At 73.6% G+C, this 16,676-nt stretch carries 15 protein-coding genes; 14 read left to right on the top strand and 1 reads right to left on the bottom strand.

The window, feature by feature from the left end:
- Positions 1-56 precede the first annotated feature (56 nt).
- From FB457_RS31390 to FB457_RS31410, 5 genes are all read left to right on the top strand, one after another.
- Entirely contained in the window at positions 57-1,064 is a 1,008-nt protein-coding gene (locus tag FB457_RS31390; protein ID WP_047018251.1) for an ABC transporter permease, read from the top strand.
- Positions 1,061-2,158 carry an ABC transporter ATP-binding protein gene (locus FB457_RS31395; RefSeq protein ID WP_047018252.1) on the top strand — a complete coding sequence of 366 codons (1,098 nt, stop codon included), beginning with the start codon at positions 1,061-1,063 and terminating at the stop codon, positions 2,156-2,158. The genes FB457_RS31390 and FB457_RS31395 overlap by 4 nt, the downstream gene beginning before the upstream one ends.
- Complete coding sequence (locus FB457_RS31400; protein WP_486589208.1) at positions 2,155-3,399, top strand: ABC transporter ATP-binding protein; 1,245 nt, start codon at positions 2,155-2,157, stop codon at positions 3,397-3,399. The genes FB457_RS31395 and FB457_RS31400 overlap by 4 nt, the downstream gene beginning before the upstream one ends.
- Before the next feature lie 27 nt (positions 3,400-3,426).
- The gene (locus FB457_RS31405) at positions 3,427-4,086 is read left to right on the top strand and encodes a trimeric intracellular cation channel family protein (protein WP_173534888.1); all 660 of its coding nucleotides are present in this window, start codon (positions 3,427-3,429) and stop codon (positions 4,084-4,086) included.
- Positions 4,087-4,212: 126 nt separating this feature from the next.
- Positions 4,213-5,403 (top strand): cysteine desulfurase family protein, encoded by a 1,191-nt coding sequence (locus FB457_RS31410; protein ID WP_047018254.1) that lies wholly within the window; start codon positions 4,213-4,215, stop codon positions 5,401-5,403.
- Between the two features lie 100 nt (positions 5,404-5,503).
- Here FB457_RS31410 and FB457_RS31415 read toward each other — a convergent pair whose 3' ends face one another.
- Positions 5,504-6,265, bottom strand: a complete 762-nt coding sequence (locus FB457_RS31415) for an N-acetylmuramoyl-L-alanine amidase (RefSeq protein WP_145784060.1) — start codon at positions 6,263-6,265, stop codon at positions 5,504-5,506.
- 111 nt (positions 6,266-6,376) lie between these two features.
- On the opposite strand from FB457_RS31415, the gene mnmA reads away from it, so the two are divergent.
- The 9 genes from mnmA (at position 6,377) to FB457_RS31460 (ending at position 16,640) form a co-directional block, all read left to right on the top strand.
- Positions 6,377-7,516 carry a tRNA 2-thiouridine(34) synthase MnmA gene (gene mnmA / locus FB457_RS31420; protein WP_047018256.1) on the top strand — a complete coding sequence of 380 codons (1,140 nt, stop codon included), beginning with the start codon at positions 6,377-6,379 and terminating at the stop codon, positions 7,514-7,516.
- Between the two features lie 93 nt (positions 7,517-7,609).
- Positions 7,610-8,146: an LOG family protein gene (locus FB457_RS31425; RefSeq protein ID WP_047018257.1), complete on the top strand. Its 537-nt coding sequence runs from the start codon at positions 7,610-7,612 to the stop codon at positions 8,144-8,146.
- 12 nt (positions 8,147-8,158) lie between these two features.
- Positions 8,159-8,869: an SDR family oxidoreductase gene (locus tag FB457_RS31430; RefSeq protein WP_047018258.1), complete on the top strand. Its 711-nt coding sequence runs from the start codon at positions 8,159-8,161 to the stop codon at positions 8,867-8,869.
- Positions 8,870-8,901: 32 nt separating this feature from the next.
- A complete protein-coding gene (locus FB457_RS31435; protein WP_078898456.1) occupies positions 8,902-9,960 on the top strand; it encodes a methionine synthase in 1,059 nt (352 codons plus the stop codon).
- 15 nt (positions 9,961-9,975) lie between these two features.
- Positions 9,976-12,135: an NAD-dependent DNA ligase LigA gene (ligA, locus tag FB457_RS31440; protein WP_047018260.1), complete on the top strand. Its 2,160-nt coding sequence runs from the start codon at positions 9,976-9,978 to the stop codon at positions 12,133-12,135.
- Between the two features lie 149 nt (positions 12,136-12,284).
- Positions 12,285-14,432, top strand: a complete 2,148-nt coding sequence (locus FB457_RS31445) for a putative bifunctional diguanylate cyclase/phosphodiesterase (RefSeq protein WP_047018261.1) — start codon at positions 12,285-12,287, stop codon at positions 14,430-14,432.
- Between the two features lie 170 nt (positions 14,433-14,602).
- Positions 14,603-14,899, top strand: a complete 297-nt coding sequence (gene gatC, locus FB457_RS31450; protein ID WP_047018262.1) for an Asp-tRNA(Asn)/Glu-tRNA(Gln) amidotransferase subunit GatC — start codon at positions 14,603-14,605, stop codon at positions 14,897-14,899.
- Positions 14,896-16,404 carry an Asp-tRNA(Asn)/Glu-tRNA(Gln) amidotransferase subunit GatA gene (gatA, locus tag FB457_RS31455; protein ID WP_486589209.1) on the top strand — a complete coding sequence of 503 codons (1,509 nt, stop codon included), beginning with the start codon at positions 14,896-14,898 and terminating at the stop codon, positions 16,402-16,404. Before gatC ends, gatA begins: the two co-directional genes overlap by 4 nt.
- Complete coding sequence (locus tag FB457_RS31460) at positions 16,401-16,640, top strand: hypothetical protein (RefSeq protein WP_047018264.1); 240 nt, start codon at positions 16,401-16,403, stop codon at positions 16,638-16,640. The genes gatA and FB457_RS31460 overlap by 4 nt, the downstream gene beginning before the upstream one ends.
- The last annotated feature ends 36 nt before the right edge of the window (positions 16,641-16,676 follow it).

The raw sequence follows: 16,676 nt of genomic DNA on the forward strand, positions 1-16,676 counted from the left end.
GGCGGTGCCCTCACCGGCACCGCCCGCGCCGCCCGGACCGTGGAAGGCACGCCCTCGTGTTCGCGTATCTCATCCGGCGGCTGATGGCCGCAGTGGTGCTGCTGTTCGTCGTGAGCGCCATCACCTACGCCATCTTCTTCGTCCTGCCGCGGCTCGCCGGCAGCACCCCCGACCAGCTCGCCGCGCAGTACATCGGCAAGAGCCCGGACCCCAAGACCATCGACGCGGTCAAGAAGAACCTCGGCCTCGACGATCCCGTCTACGTCCAGTACTGGGACTTCATCCGCGGCATCTTCGCCGGCCGGGAGTTCAACTTCGGCCCCGACCCGTCGCAGTGCAACGCGCCCTGCCTCGGCTACTCCTTCCGCAAGCACGTGGAGGTCTGGCCGGAGATGATGGACCGGCTGCCGGTCACCGCCTCGCTGGCCATCGGTGCCGCCGTGCTGTGGCTGATCTCCGGGGTGACGACGGGCGTGATCTCGGCGCTGCGCCCGGGGTCGATCTTCGACCGTGCGGCCATGGGCATCGCCCTGGCGGGCGTCTCGCTGCCGATGTTCTTCACCGGCACCGTCGCGCTGGCGCTATTCGTCTACCACTGGCAGATCTTCCCGAACGAGTACACACCGCTCACCGACAATCCGGTGCGCTGGTTCCAGGGGCTGATGCTGCCCTGGTTCTCCCTGGCGTTCCTCTATTCCGCGCTCTATGCGAGACTCACGCGCGCCGGGATGCTGGAGACCATGGGCGAGGACTACATCCGCACCGCCCGCGCGAAGGGCCTGAAGGAGCCGGTGGTGATCGCCCGGCACGGACTGCGCTCCGCGCTGACGCCCATCGTGACCATCTTCGGCATGGACTTCGCGCTGCTGCTCGGCGGGGCGGTGATCACCGAGACGGTGTTCTCCTTCAACGGGGTCGGCTCCTGGGCGGTGCAGTCCATCAACGAGAACGACCTGCCGCCGATCCTCGGCGTGACGTTGTTCGCCGCCTTCTTCATCGTGATCTGCAATCTGGTGGTCGACTTCGTGTACGCCGCCATCGACCCGAGGGTGAGGGTCTCGTGACCGGTCTGACGAAGACGGGCGCCGTCGGCGAGCCGGTACCGGCCGCCGCCGACGCGTCGGCGTTCCTGGACATCCGGGACCTCAAGGTCCACTTCCCGACCGACGACGGCGTGGTGAAGTCCGTCGACGGGCTCTCCTTCCAACTGGAGAAGGGCAAGACCCTCGGCATCGTGGGCGAGTCGGGCTCCGGCAAGTCCGTCACCTCGCTGGCGGTCATGGGCCTGCACACCGCCGGGCAGTACGGCAAGCGCCGGCGGGCGCAGATCTCCGGCGAGATCTGGCTCAACGGGCAGGAACTGCTCTCCGCGGAGCCCGACGCGGTGCGCCGGTTGCGCGGCCGGGAGATGTCGATGATCTTCCAGGACCCGCTCTCCGCGCTGCACCCGTACTACAAGATCGGGTACCAGATCGTGGAGGCGTACCGGGTCCACCACGACGTCGACAAGAAGACCGCGCGCAAGCGGGCCATCGAGATGCTCGACCGGGTCGGCATCCCGCAGCCCGACAAGCGCGTCGACGACTATCCGCACCAGTTCTCCGGCGGCATGCGCCAGCGCGCGATGATCGCGATGGCGCTGGTGAACAACCCCGAACTGCTCATCGCCGACGAGCCGACGACCGCGCTCGACGTCACCGTGCAGGCGCAGATCCTCGACCTGATCCGGGATCTGCAGAAGGAGTTCGGCTCCGCGGTCATCATCATCACCCACGACCTCGGCGTGGTCGCGGAACTGGCCGACGACATCGTGGTGATGTACGGCGGCCGGTGCGTGGAGCGGGGCTCGGCCGAGCAGATCTTCGACCGGCCGCAGCACCCGTACACCTGGGGCCTGCTCGGCTCCATGCCGCGCATCGACCGCGAGGCCACGGACCGGCTCATCCCGGTCAAGGGCAGCCCGCCGAGCCTCATCAACGTGCCCAGCGGGTGCGCGTTCCACCCCCGCTGCCCGTACGCGGACGTGCCCGCGGACAACGCCAGCCGCACCGTACGGCCCGAGCTGCGCGAAGTCGGCACCGGCCACTTCGCCGCCTGCCACCTGCGGCAGGAAGACCGGGAGCGCATCTACACCGAAGAGATTGCGCCGAAGCTGTGAAGGACGAGGCTGTGCCCGAGAAGAAGGACGGCAAGGCGAGCCCCCCCGCCGGCCACGCCCCCTCCCCCGCCGGCTACGCCCCTACTGGCGGGGATACCCCCATTGGCGGGGGTGCCCCCACAGCGGGGGACGGGAAGGAGACCGGCGCCGCGGCGGCCGGCCCGGCCGACGCCGGCGGGGCGAAGGCGACCGCGACCGTTCCGGGCGCGCGGCTGCGCAAGAAGCCCGCCGCCGGCACCGAGCCGCTGCTGAAGGTCTCCGGGCTGACCAAGCACTTCCCCATCCGCAAGGGCCTGATGCAGCGCCAGGTCGGTGCGGTGCAGGCCGTGGACGGCATCGACTTCGACGTGCTGCCCGGCGAGACCCTGGGCGTCGTCGGGGAGTCCGGCTGCGGCAAGTCCACCATGGGCCGGCTGATCACCCGGCTGCTGGAGCCCACCGGCGGCACCGTCGAGTTCCAGGGCCGGGACATCACGCACCTGAGCACGGGCCAGATGCGCCCGCTCCGCCGCGACGTGCAGATGATCTTCCAGGACCCGTACTCCTCGCTGAACCCGCGGCACACCGTCGGCACCATCGTCGGCGCCCCCTTCAAGCTGCAGAAGGTGCGGCCGGAGGGCGGGGTGAAGAAGGAGGTCCAGGGGATCCTGGAGCGGGTCGGGCTCAACCCCGAGCACTACAACCGCTACCCGCACGAGTTCTCCGGCGGCCAGCGGCAGCGCATCGGCATCGCCCGCGCGCTCGCCCTGCAGCCCAAGCTGATCGTGGCGGACGAGCCGGTCTCGGCGCTGGACGTGTCGATCCAGGCGCAGGTGGTCAACCTCCTGGACGACCTCCAGCAGGAGTTCGGCCTCACCTACGTGATCATCGCCCACGACCTGTCCGTCGTCCGGCACGTCTCGGACCGGATCGCGGTCATGTACCTGGGCAAGATCGTCGAACTGGCCGACCGCACCAGCCTGTACCAGGAACCGCTGCACCCGTACACCAAGGCGCTGATGTCCGCGGTGCCGGTGCCGGACACCAAGCGCCGGCAGCAGCGCGAGCGGATCCTGCTCAACGGCGACGTGCCCTCGCCGATCTCGCCGCCGCTCGGCTGCCGCTTCCACACCCGCTGCTGGAAGGCCACCCAGGTCTGCAAGACCAAGGAGCCGCCGCTGCTTGAGCTGAAGCCCGGCCGGCGCACCGCCTGCTGGCACCCGGAGAACGCGCCCGACCAGGCGCCCGAGGACAAGAAGTAGGACGTGCCGGAGTAAATCGGGGGCGTGGTGTCCGACGACTTGTTCACCCCGTCCCTGCAGCACTGGCTGGATCTCGCGGGGATCTTCGTCTTCGGGATCTCCGGCGCGCTGCTCGCGGTGCGGAAGAACTTCGACGTCTTCGGCATCGCGGTGCTCGCGCTGGCCACCGGGCTCGGCGGCGGGCTGCTGCGGGACCTGGTGATCGGCGCGGTCCCGCCGGCCGCGTTCACCGAGCCGGGGTATCTGTTCACGCCGCTGGTCGCCGCGCTGCTGGTCGTCTTCCTCCACCCCGAGGTGGAGCGGATCACCAGCGCGGTCATGGTCTTCGACGCGGCCGGACTGGGGCTGTTCTGCGTCACCGGCACGCTCAAGGCGTACGAGTACGGGCTCGGCCTCACCTCCGCCGCCGTCCTCGGCCTCACCAGCGCGGCCGGCGGCGGCGTGGTGCGCGACCTGCTCGCCGGGGAGGTGCCGTCGCTGCTGCGCTGGGACCGGGAGATGTACGCGGTGCCGGCGCTGGTCGGCGCGGTGGCCACCGCGCTGCTGATCCGCTTCGGGCAGGTCGGGCCCGCGACGGCGACGGCCGCGGCGGCGGTGGCGTTCGTGCTGCGGCTGCTGGCGCTGCGCTTCCGCTGGCGGGCCCCGCGCGCCTGGCAGCGGCGCAGCAGGGCGGCGGGGGAGGGCTGAGGGCGGGCCGGGGGGCGGGCTGCCGTCCGGCGGGTGCGGTACGGGGACGGGTGCCGGAGCCGGGGCCCGTACGGCCGGAAGGCGGCGTTCGGCGGGCGGGGCGGGCGCCGTAGAATCGGGACCATCATGGACCAGGCCGTCTACCTCGACCACGCCGCCACCACCCCGATGCTCCCCGAGGCGGTGCGGGCCATGACCGAACGCCTCACCGCCACCGGTAACGCCTCCTCGCTGCACGCCGCGGGCCGGCGGGCCCGGCGCACCGTCGAGGAGTCCCGGGAGCGGCTGGCCGCCGCCTTCGGCGCCCGGCCCAGCGAGGTGGTCTTCACCTCCGGCGGCACCGAGGCGGACAACCTCGCGGTCAAGGGCCTGTACTGGTCGCGGCGGGCCGAGGACCCCGCCCGCACCCGGGTGCTCGCCAGCCCGGTCGAGCACCACGCGGTGCTGGACGCCGTGCACTGGCTGCAGAAGCACGAGGGCGCCACCGTCGACTGGCTGCCCGTCGACACCTACGGCCGGGTGCACCCCGACGGGCTGCGCGCCGCGCTGGAGCGCGGCCCCGGCGGGGGCGCGGGCGACGTGGCGCTGGTGACGGCGATGTGGGCCAACAACGAGATCGGCACGGTCCTGCGGGTCGCGGAACTCGCCGCCGTGGCCCGCGAGTACGGCGTGCCGATGCACTCCGACGCGGTGCAGGCCGCGGGCCAGGCGGAGATCGGTTTCGGGGCGAGCGGGCTGGCCGCGCTGACGCTCACCGGGCACAAGATCGGCGGCCCGTACGGCATCGGGGCGCTGCTCCTCGGCCGCGGGTACGCGCCGGAGCCGCTGCTGCACGGCGGCGGGCAGGAGCGCGAGGTGCGCTCCGGCACGCTGGACGTCCCGGCGGTCGCGGCGTTCGCGGTGGCCGCGGAGCTGGCCGCGGAGCGGCGCGCGGAGTTCGCCGCCGAGGTGGGCGCGCTGCGCGACGCCCTGGTGGCGGCGGTACGGGCCGCGGTGCCCGATGCGGTGCTCAACGGCGACCCGGACCCGGCCGGGCGGCTGCCCGCCAACGCGCACTTCTCCTTCCCCGGCTGCGAGGGCGACTCCCTGCTGCTGCTCCTGGACGCCCAGGGCATCGCCTGCTCCACCGGCTCCGCCTGCACCGCGGGGGTGGCGCAGCCCAGCCACGTGCTGCTCGCCGCGGGGGCGGACCCGGACCTGGCGCGGGGCACGCTGCGGTTCTCGCTGGGGCACACGTCGACGGAGGCGGACGTGGCGGCGCTGGCGGCGGCGATCGGGCCCGCGGTGGAACGGGCGCGGGCGGCGGGGCTGACCTGACCCGGCCGGCCTGATCCGGCCTGGCCCGCGGCGGCGCGGCGCGGCGCGGGGGCGGTGCGGCCCGTAGCGGATGCGCGGCCCTGAGCGCGCGCCGCCGGGGTCAGGAGTCGCGCGCCGGGCGGGCGCTCGCCCTGCGTTCCGCCGCGGCGTGCGCCCTGCGCACCAGGCGCATGTACCGCGGCCAGTCCCAGTGCGGCCCGGGGTCGGTGTGGTCGGCCCCCGGGACCTCGTTGTGGCCGACGATGTGCTCCCGGTCCACGGGTATGCCGTAGCGCCGGCAGATGTCCGCGGTCAGCTCCGCCGACGAGCGGTACATCACGTCGGTCAGCGTCTCCGGGCGGTCCACGAAGCCCTCGTGCTCGATGCCGACGCTGCGCTCGTTCCACTCCCGGTTGCCCGCGTGGAAGGCCACGTCCAGCTCGCGGACCGTCTGCGCCACGTGCCCGTCCCCGGCGCGGATGACGTAGTGGGTGGCGGCGCCGTGGCCCGGGTCGCCGAAGACCTGGAGCGCCACCGCGTAGCTGCCCTCGGTGACGTGGATGACGACGCGGTCGATGCCGTAGTCCGCGGGGCGGTCGGCGCGGCGCCAGTTGGCCTCCGAGGCGCCGGCCCAGCCGGCGGCGGCGTAGTCCAGCTCGCCCGGCCTGCGCGGCTTGTCGATGCCGGGGATCTGCCACCACATGCGCTTGAGCTGCTCGTACCCGGCCCAGCCGAGGCCGGCGCCGACCGCGCCCACGCCGAGGGCGGCGAGCACGGCGCGGCGGCTGGAGCGCGTGCGCGGCTCCGCGCTCGCGGGCGGCCCGGGATCCGCGCCGGGCTCCCCGGCCCCGCGCGCCGGTTCTGCGCCGTCCGTCGTCGGCATGCGGTCAGTTCCTTCTCGTTCCCGCTTGTTCCCGCTCATTGGGTCTCGATCGGCCAACGCCTCCGGCCGCCGGACGGTTCCGCGCCGCGGGCTCGTTACCCTGGAGTGGCTATGACACCACGAGCGACACACACGGCCCGCCCCGCCCGTCTGAAGGTCCTCGCCGCCATGTCCGGCGGCGTGGACTCCGCCGTCGCCGCCGCCCGCGCCGCGGCGGCGGGGCACGACGTCACCGGGGTGCACCTCGCGCTCTCCGCCAACCCGCAGTCCTTCCGTACCGGCGCCCGCGGCTGCTGCACCATCGAGGACTCGCACGACGCCCGCCGCGCCGCCGACGTCATCGGCATCCCCTTCTACGTCTGGGACCTCGCCGAGCGGTTCCGCGAGGACGTCGTGGAGGACTTCGTCAGCGAGTACGCCGCGGGCCGCACGCCCAACCCCTGCCTGCGCTGCAACGAGAAGATCAAGTTCGCCGCGCTGCTCGACAAGGCGCTGGCCCTCGGCTTCGACGCGGTGTGCACCGGCCACTACGCGAAGGTCGTCACCCGCGAGGACGGCAGCCGCGAGCTGCACCGCGCGGCGGACGCCGCCAAGGACCAGTCGTACGTCCTCGGCGTGCTGGACGAACGGCAGCTCGCGCACGCGATGTTCCCGCTCGGCGAGACCGACACCACGAAGGCCGAGATCCGCGCGGAGGCCGCCGAGCGCGGGCTGTTCGTGGCGAAGAAGCCCGACAGCCACGACATCTGCTTCATCGCGGACGGCGACACCCAGGGCTTCCTCGCCCGCCGCCTCGGCACCGCCGAGGGCGACATCCTGGACGAGTCCGGCGCCCGCGTCGGCACCCACTCCGGCGCGTACGGCTTCACCGTGGGCCAGCGCAAGGGCCTGGCCCTGGGCCACCCGGCCCCCGACGGCCGGCCGCGCTACGTGCTCGACATCTCGCCCGTGGACAACACCGTCACGGTCGGCCCGGCCGCGTCCCTGGACGTCGAGGCGCTGACGGCGATCTCGCCGCGCTGGTGCGGTACGCCGCCGGCGGGACCCGGCGCGTACACCGCCCAACTGCGCGCGCACGGCGGCGAGACGGCGGTGACCGCCGAGGTCGCCGGCGGCGAGCTGCGGGTGAGCTTCGCCGCGCCGGTCCGCGGGGTGGCGCCGGGCCAGGCCGTGGTGCTCTACGACGGCACGCGCGTGGTCGGCTCCGCCACCATCGCCACCACCCGCCGCGCGGGCGCGCCGGCTGCATAGTGCGGCCAAGGCGGCATAGTGCGGCCAAGGCCGCGTAGCGCGGCCGAAACGCGCCGGTCCGCGGCGGTGATGCCCGCGCGTACGGTGTGACGCATGAACATCTGCGTCTTCCTCTCCGCCGCCGACCTCGACGAGCGCTACACGGCGCCCGCCCGCCACTTCGCCGAACTCCTGGGCAAGCGCGGGCACACGCTGGTGTGGGGCGGTTCCGACGTGGGGCTGATGAAGGTGGTCGCCGACGGGGTGCAGGAGTACGGCGGCCGGCTCGTCGGGGTCTCGGTGACGTTCCTGGCCGACAAGGCGCGCGCGGGCGCCGACGAGATGGTGATCGCCCGGGACCTCGCGGAGCGCAAGGCGGAGCTGCTCGGCCGCTCCGACGCCGTCGTGATCATGGTTGGCGGCACCGGCACGCTGGACGAGGCCACGGAGATCCTGGAGCTGAAGAAGCACGGGCTGCACGCCAAGCCGGTGGTGCTGCTCAACACCGCGGGGTACTACGACGGGCTGCGGGAGCAGTTCCGGCGGATGGAGGCGGAGGGGTTCCTGCCGCTGCCGCTGACGGAGCTGATGTTCTTCGCGGACGACCCCGAGGCCGCCATGACGTACCTGGAGGCCCGTCCGGCGCGGTGACAGGATGACCGCATGAGTGAGATCACCCCTGCCACCACACATCTGATCACGGGCGCCGGCTCCGGCATCGGCGAGGCGCTGGCCCGGCGGCTGGCCGCGCGCGGATCCGCCGGGCTCTGGTTCCTCGTCCGCGGCGAGGCCCGCGCCGCGGAGTTGGCGGAGCGTTTCCCCGGCGCGCACACCGTCGTCGCCGACCTCGGTGCGCCGGGCGGCCTGGCCGACGCGCTGGCCGGGCAGGAACTGCCCGCCCGGCTCGACTCGCTGGTGCACGTCGCGGGCGTGGTGGAGCTGGGCCCGGTCGCGGAGACCACCCCGAAGGTCTGGGACGAGACGCTGGCGGTCAACCTGACGGGTCCCGCCGAGCTGACCCGGCTGCTGCTGCCGCGGCTGCGGGCGGCGCGGGGGCACGTCGTGTTCGTCAACTCCGGCGCCGGGCTGAACGCGGGGCCCGGGTGGGGCGCGTACGGCGCGAGCAAGCACGGGCTGAAGGCGCTGGCCGACGCGCTGCGCGCGGAGGAGGCCGGCAGCGGCGTGCGGGTCACCACGGTCTACCCGGGCCGCACCGCCACGCCGATGCAGGCCAAGGTGCACCGGCAGGAGGGCCGGGAGTACGAGCCGGGGCGCTGGATCGACCCGGAGTCGGTGGCGACCACCCTGCTGACGGCCCTCGACCTGCCGCGCGACGCCCAGCTCACCGACGTCTCCGTACGCCCCGGCCCGTAGCCCGGCGGGTCTTTCGGCATACCCTCACCCTCGTGACTGAGACAGCGACGCGCCCCTGGGGCGCAGGTGCCGCCACCGGCGTGGGATCCATGCCGGGCGAGGACGCGCGGGAGACCGCGCGCACCGTGACCGGCGAGGTCGGCGACTTCCCCTTCCTGCCCGAGCTGCCCGCCCGCGGGCCCGGCGCCGACATGGTCGGCCGCAGCGTGGGGATGCTCGTCGACGTCTACGCGCACCTGCAGCCCAGTGGCTGGCGCATCGCCGACCGGCCGGGGATGGACACCCGCAGATCGCGCTCCTGGCTGGGCGAGGACCTGGACGCGCTGGAGGAGTTCACCCAGGGCTACGCGGGACCGCTGAAGGTCCAGGCCACCGGGCCCTGGACGCTCGCAGCCGCGCTGGAGCTGAAGGGCGGCGAGGCCGCCCTGCGGGACCCCGGCGCCTGCCGCGACCTGGCCGCCTCGCTCGCCGAGGGGCTGCGCGCCCATCTGGCGGAGGTACGCCGCCGGGTGCCCGGCGCCGAGGTGGTGCTCCAGCTCGACGAGCCGTCCGTGACCGCCGTGCTCACCGGCCGGGTCGCCACCGCCAGCGGCTACCGCACCTACCGGGCCGTGGACCGCGCCGTCGTCGAGGGCACCCTGCGCGACGTGATCGCCGCCGCCGGCGCCACCGGCCCGGCCGGCACCCCGGTCGTCGTCCACTCCTGCGCCCCTGACGTGCCCTTCGCCCTGCTGCACCGCGCGGGCGCCGCGGCCGTGTCGTACGACGCGGCGCTGCTGACCGAACGCCAGGACGAGACCGTCGGCGAGGCCGTGGAGGGCGGGCTCGGGCTCTTCGCGGGCGTCGTGCCGGCGACGGCGAACGCGTCCGCGGGCGCGCCCGGCGGTGCGGGTCCGATGTCAGACCCTGCGGGTAGCGTCGGGGGTGTCAGGACGTTGTGGCGCAGGCTGGGGCTGTCGCCGCAGGCGCTCGCCGGCAGTGTGGTGATCACTCCGGCGTGCGGCCTCGCGGGCGCAGACCCGGAGTACGCCCGCCGGGCCCTCGCCCACTGCGTCCGTGCCGCAGGGTCCCTCGCCCGGGACCCCGAGTGACAACGGGAGGCCGGTGTGAGTACGGACAGCGTGGCGCGTGAGCGGCATCGGCTGCTGGCGGAGCAGATCGAGGAGCACCGCTTCAGGTACTACGTGACGACGCCCGTCATCAGCGACGCCGACTTCGACAAGCTGCTCCGGGAGCTGGAGGCGCTGGAGGAGGAGCACCCGGAGCTGGTCACGCCCGACTCGCCGACCCAGAAGGTCGCCGGGGCGTACGAGACGGAGTTCACCTCCGTCCGGCACCGCGAGCGGATGCTCTCCCTGGACAACGCGTTCACGGACGAGGAGCTGGACGCCTGGGCCGACCGGATGGCCAGGGAGCTGGACCCCCAGCCGTACCACCTGCTGTGCGAGCTGAAGGTCGACGGCCTCGCGGTCAACCTGACGTACGAGCACGGCCGGCTGGTCCGCGGCGCCACCCGCGGCGACGGCCGCGCCGGCGAGGAGATCACGCCGAACATCCGCACCATCGGCGAGATCCCGCACCGGCTGCGGGGGGAGAACGTCCCGGATCTGGTGGAGATCCGCGGCGAGGTGTACTTCTCGCTCGCCGACTTCCAGAAGCTCAACGAGGACCTGGTGGCCGAGGGCAAGCCCCCCTTCGCCAACCCGCGCAACTCCGCGGCCGGTTCGCTGCGCCAGAAGAACCCTCAGGTCAGCGCCTCCCGCCCGCTGCACATGGTGGTCCACGGCATCGGCGCGCTCGAAGGCGCCCGCTTCGACCGCCTCTCCGGGGCGTACGACCTGCTCAAGGAGTGGGGCCTGCCCACCTCGCCGTACACGAAGGTGGTCGACGGGATCGACGGCGTACGGGCCTTCATCTCCCGCTACGGCGAGCGGCGGCACGACGTGGCGTACGAGTTCGACGGCGTCGTCGTCAAGCTCGACGAGATCGCCCTCCAGGGCCGCCTGGGCTCCACGTCCCGCGCGCCGCGCTGGGCCATCGCGTGGAAGTTCCCGCCGGAGGAGGTGAACACCAAGCTGGTCGACATCCGCGTCGGCGTCGGGCGCACCGGACGGGTCACGCCGTACGCGGTGGTCGAGCCGGTGACGGTGGCGGGATCCGAGGTCGAGTTCGCCACGCTGCACAACCAGGACGTGGTGAAGGCCAAGGGCGTCCTCATCGGCGACACGGTCGCGCTCCGCAAGGCGGGCGACGTGATCCCCGAGATCATGGGCCCGCTCACGGACCTCAGGGACGGCAGCGAGCGGGAGTTCGTGATGCCCGCGGAGTGCCCCGAGTGCGGCACGGCGCTCAAGCCCATGAAGGAGGGCGACGTCGACCTGCGCTGCCCCAACGCCCGCTCCTGCCCGGCCCAGCTCCGCGAGCGGCTGTTCTACCTCGCCGGACGCCGCTGCCTGGACATCGAGAACTTCGGGTACGTCGCCGCGACGGCGCTCACCCAGCCGCTGGAGCCGGCGGAGCCGCCGCTCAGGGACGAGGGCGGCCTCTTCGACCTGAAGGTCGAGGACCTGCTGCCCATCAAGTCGTACGTGCTGGACCAGGACACCGGACTGCCCAAGCGCGACCCGGAGACGGGCGAGGAGAAGGTCGTCACCTTCTTCGCCAACAAGGAGGGCAACCCGAAGAAGAACACCGAGCTGATGCTCGGTCACATCCGGGCCGCCAAGGACCGGCCGCTGGCCCGGGTCATCGCCGGGCTGTCCATCCGGCACGTCGGCCCCGTCGCCGCCGAGGCGCTGGCCCGCGAGTTCCGCTCCATCGACCGGATCATGGCGGCGAGTGAGGAGGAGCTGGCCGCGGCCGAGGGCGTCGGGCCCACCATCGCGGCCTCGCTGACCCAGTGGTTCGCCGAGGACTGGCACCGCGAGATCGTCGAGCGCTGGCGCGCGGCGGGCGTGCGGATGGAGGAGGAGGTGAAGGAGTCGGAGGGTGCGCGTCCGCTGGAGGGGCTGACCGTCGTCGTCACCGGCACGCTCCAGTCGCACACCCGGGACGGCGCGAAGGAGGCGCTGCAGAGCCGCGGGGCCAAGGTGACGGGTTCGGTCTCGAAGAAGACCGACTTCGTGGTCTGCGGCGACAACCCCGGGTCCAAGTACGACAAGGCCGTGCAGCTGAAGCTCCCGATCCTCGACGACGCGGGCTTCGCCGTCCTTTTGGAGCAGGGACCCGACGCCGCCCGCGACGCCGCCCTGCCCCCGCCCGAGTAGCCGCCGCCCCCGGCCTGTTCGCGTGCAGACCGAAACCCGGCGAGTCGGGGGCAATCGGGCGACCGCAGCCGATCGCCGCCCCAGAAAGGCTTTCGCAGCCTAGTGTGGATGGGCGCGCCGACGCGCGCCCAGGCGGTGAGAGGGACGGGATGCGACCGACGGAGAGCACGGAACCGGCGCCGGTGCTGCGCCGGTTGGTGCTGCCCGCCCTGCCGTGGCTGGCGCAGGCCGCGGGCGGCCTGGTGTTCGCCATCGGGGTGCTGTACGGGCTGCGGGAGGGCCACGCGCTCTTCCCCCGCGGCACCGCGGGCTGGGGCCTGGCCGTCCTGACGGTCGTCCTCATCGCCCATCTGGTCGCACCCGGCCGCGACCGCTGGTCCGGCGGCAACGGCTCGGCCGCCGCGCTCACCCTCGCCGTGCTGCTGCTCTACGGCTGGATCCCGGCCGTCGCCGTCAGCCTGCTGGTCATCCTCGCCGTCGCCCTCGTCCGCCGGCCGTACCGCCGCCAGGCGCCGCTGCACGGGGCCGTCGAGATCCTCGGCATCTCGACGGCCGCCGTGGTGCTGTGGACCTGCGGCGAGCACCCGACGGTCGAGGAGCCCTGGGAGCCGGGCTCCTGGGACCTGTACGCGCTGCCCGAGCTGATCGCCGCCGCCCTGGCGTACGTCCTGGTGACCCGCGTGCTCACCTGGTACGCGGACCCCGGCCACCGCGAGGGCCCCGGCCTGCTCGCCCGCGCCGCCCTCACCCGCCAGGGCCTGAGCGGCGCCGCGCTCCTCGGCATCGCGCCGCTCGTCATCGTCGTGGCCGTCAACACCCCCGTGCTGCTGCCGCTGTTCGCGGTGCCGCTCATCGCCCTCGACTCCAGCCTGTGGATGGCCCGCGCACGCGCCGAGGAGCAGTTGCGCGACCCGCTGACCGGACTGCCCAACCGCCAGTGGCTGCTGGAGCGCACCTGGCACGCCCTGGCCGAGGCCGAGAGCACAGGACGCCGCGCCGCCCTCATCCTCATCGACCTCGACCGCTTCCGCGCCGTCAACGACACCCTCGGCCACCGCGCCGGCGACCGGCTGCTGCTCCAGCTCGCCGGCCGGCTGCGGCTCGCGCTGCCCCGCGGCGCGGAGGCCGCCCGCCTCGGCGGCGACGAGTTCGCCGTGCTCATCCCGCTCACCGACTCCGCCACCAGCGCCCAGCGGGTGGCCCGTACGCTCGTCGCCGCCCTCGGCTCCCCGCTCGACCTCGACGGGATGAGCCTGGTGCTGGAGGCCAGCGCCGGCGTCGCCGTCTACCCCGAGCACGCCACCGAGACCGAGGGCCTGCTCCAGCGCGCCGACGTGGCGATGTACCAGGCCAAGCGGGACCGCAGCGGCGTCGAGGTCTACGAGGCCCGCCGCGACGGCAACACCCCCGACCGGCTGGGCCTGCTGGGCGACCTGCGCCGGGCGCTCCAGGCCCGCGAGGTCGCGCTGCACTACCAGCCGAAGGTCGGCTTCGACGGCCGCGTCGTCGGCCTGGAGGCCCTGGTCCGCTGGGCGCACCCGGAGCGCGGGCACGTGAACCCGGAGGAGTTCATCGCCATCGCCGAGACCTCGGGCCTGATGCCGGTGCTCACCGAGTACGTGCTGGAGACCGCGCTCGCCCAGGTCGCCGACTGGCGCGCCGCCGGCCTCCAGGTGCCCGTCGCCGTCAACGTCTCGCCGCGCGACGTGCACACGCCCGGCTTCGCCGGCGCCGTCGCCGCCCGCCTCGCCCGGCACGGCGTGCCGCCCGGCGCGCTGCAACTGGAGATAACGGAACACGTGCTGCTGGAGGACCCGCAGCGCGCGGCCGACACCCTCGCCGGGCTCACCGGGCACGGCGTGAAGATGTCGCTCGACGACTTCGGCACCGGCTACTCCTCGCTGGTCCATCTGCGCCGGCTGCCGGTGAGCGAGCTGAAGATCGACCGCTCGTTCGTCGCCCGGCTGGCCGTCGACCCGGAGGACCTGGAGATCGTCCGCTGCACCGTCGACCTCGCGCACTCCCTCGGCCTGCGCGTCGTCGCCGAGGGCGTCGAGGACGACGAGACCTGGGAACACCTGCGCGACCTCGGCTGCGATGCGGTGCAGGGCTGGCTCGTCGCCGCCGCCATGCCCCCGGCGGAGACCACCGCCTGGCTGCGCGCCCGCGGTCCCGGCCCCGGGGCCAGGGCCCTGCCGGCCGCGGCGTCCGCCGCGCGCGCGGCGGACGAGCCGGCGACGGCCGTGGCCGTGCCGCAGCCGGACGAGGCGGAGGAGCCGGTCAAGCCGGTGAAGTGACCGGTGCCCCGCCGCTGCAGGGCACCCGGGCGGACGAACCGTCACGTACGGCCGGGGCGGCCGTGGAGGCGGCCGGAACCGCCCCCGCCGGGAAACCCGGTCGGGCGCACCGCCCCGCGCCCCATAGGATTGCCCCGAAACCGTCACACCACCCTGTGAGGATGACCCGCATGCCTGGCATCACGCGCGAGGAGGTCGCCCACCTCGCCCGGCTGGCGCGCCTGGAGCTGAGCGGCGAGGAGCTGGACCACTTCGCCGGCCAGCTCGACGCCATCATCGGCGCGGTCGCCCGCGTCGCCGATGTGGCCGGCGAGGACGTACCGCCGACCAGCCACCCGCTGCCCCTGACGAACGTCATGCGCCCGGACACCGTCCGGCCGAGCTTCACCGCGCAGCAGGCGCTCTCCGGCGCGCCCGCGCAGGAGCAGCAGCGTTTCAAGGTGCCGCAGATCCTGGGGGAGGAGTGACCGTGGCCGACAGCTCGGGAATCATCAGGCAGACGGCGGCGGAGACCGCCGCGCAGATCGCCGCGGGCGACGTCAGCGCCGTCGAGGTGGCGGAGGCCCATCTCGCCCGCATCGAGGCCGTGGACGAGAAGGTGCACGCCTTCCTGCACGTCGACCGCGAGGGGGCGCTCGCCCAGGCGCGCGCCGTGGACGCCCGGCGCGAGCGCGGCGAGCAGCTCGGCCCGCTGGCCGGCGTGCCGCTGGCGCTCAAGGACATCTTCACCACCGAGGGGGTGCCCACCACCGCGGGGTCGAAGATGCTCCAGGGCTGGGTCCCGCCGTACGACGCGACCGTGACCCGGCGGCTGAAGGAAGCCGGCGTCGTCATCCTCGGCAAGACCAACATGGACGAGTTCGCGATGGGCTCCTCCACCGAGAACAGCGCCTACGGCCACACCGGCAACCCCTGGGACCTCACCCGGATCCCCGGTGGCTCCGGCGGCGGTTCGTCGGCCGCCATCACCGCGTACATGGCGGCGCTGGCCATCGGCACCGACACCGGCGGCTCCATCCGCCAGCCCGCCTCCGTCACCGGCACCGTCGGCGTCAAGCCGACCTACGGCGGCGTCTCGCGGTACGGGATGATCGCGTTCTCCTCCAGCCTCGACCAGGGCGGCCCGTGCGCCCGTACGGTGCTGGACGCGGCGCTGCTGCACGAGGTGCTGGCCGGCCACGACCCGATGGACTCCACCTCCATCGACGCCCCCGTCCCGGCCGTCGTCGAGGCCGCGCGCCACGGCTCGGTGGCCGGGACGCGCGTCGGCGTGGTCAAGGAGTTCCGCGGCGAGGGCTACCAGCCGGGGGTCATGCAGCGCTTCGACGAGGCCGTCGAGCTGCTGCGCGAGCTGGGCGCCGAGGTCGTGGAGGTGTCCTGCCCGGCGTTCGACAGGGCGCTCGCCGCGTACTACCTGATCGCGCCCGCCGAGGTCTCCTCGAACCTCGCCCGCTACGACGGCCTGCGCTACGGCCTGCGCGCCGGCGACGACGGCACGCACTCCGCCGAGGAGGTCACCTCGCTCACCCGGGCGGCGGGCTTCGGTCCCGAGGTCAAGCGCCGCATCATGCTCGGTACGTACGCGCTGAGCTCCGGCTACTACGACGCCTACTACGGCTCGGCGCAGAAGGTCCGCACTCTCATCACCCGTGACTTCGAGCGCGCCTACGAAGAGGTCGACGTGCTCGTCTCGCCGACCACCCCGACGACCGCCTTCCCGATCGGCGAGCGGGTCGACGACCCGATGGCGATGTACCTCGCCGACCTGTGCACCATCCCGTCCAACCTCGCCGGCAACGCCGCGATGTCGCTCCCCTGCGGCCTCGCGCCGGAGGACGGGCTCCCGGTGGGGCTGCAGATCATCGCCCCCGCCATGGCCGACGACCGGCTCTACAAGGTCGGTGCCGCGGTGGAGGCCGCGTTCACCGACCGGTGGGGCCACCCCCTGCTGGAGGAGGCACCCGCCCTATGAGCAAGTTCGCCAAGGCCAAGGACTTCAAGAAGTCCAAGACCGGTGTGTACATCTCCCTCACGTCCACGCTCTTCGGCGTGATCAGCGTCGCCAAGCAGATGAAGCAGGCGCGCTTCGAGGAGGACCGGCTGCGTCAGCTCGACGCCGCGGTGTCCGCCGCCGCCATCGCCACCGGCGTCGCCCTGCTGGTGCGGGAGCTGCGCCGGATGAACGACGACGACATCCTCGCCGGCTGAGCGGGCCGCGCCGGGGTCGAGAGGCTGGAAGAGAGC

The sequence above is a fragment of the Streptomyces sp. CNZ287 genome, assembly GCF_007827615.1.

Bases quoted from the DNA above. Each gene is read 5' to 3' on its own strand.
- FB457_RS31445 (WP_047018261.1), top strand. From the start codon at position 12,285: ATGCGACCGACGGAGAGCACGGAACCGGCGCCGGTGCTGCGCCGGTTG.
- FB457_RS31410 (WP_047018254.1), top strand. From the start codon at position 4,213: ATGGACCAGGCCGTCTACCTCGACCACGCCGCCACCACCCCGATGCTC.
- FB457_RS31425 (WP_047018257.1), top strand. From the start codon at position 7,610: ATGAACATCTGCGTCTTCCTCTCCGCCGCCGACCTCGACGAGCGCTAC.
- gatC (WP_047018262.1), top strand. From the start codon at position 14,603: ATGCCTGGCATCACGCGCGAGGAGGTCGCCCACCTCGCCCGGCTGGCG.
- mnmA (WP_047018256.1), top strand. From the start codon at position 6,377: ATGACACCACGAGCGACACACACGGCCCGCCCCGCCCGTCTGAAGGTC.
- FB457_RS31430 (WP_047018258.1), top strand. From the start codon at position 8,159: ATGAGTGAGATCACCCCTGCCACCACACATCTGATCACGGGCGCCGGC.
- FB457_RS31460 (WP_047018264.1), top strand. From the start codon at position 16,401: ATGAGCAAGTTCGCCAAGGCCAAGGACTTCAAGAAGTCCAAGACCGGT.
- FB457_RS31415 (WP_145784060.1), bottom strand. From the start codon at position 6,265: ATGCCGACGACGGACGGCGCAGAACCGGCGCGCGGGGCCGGGGAGCCC.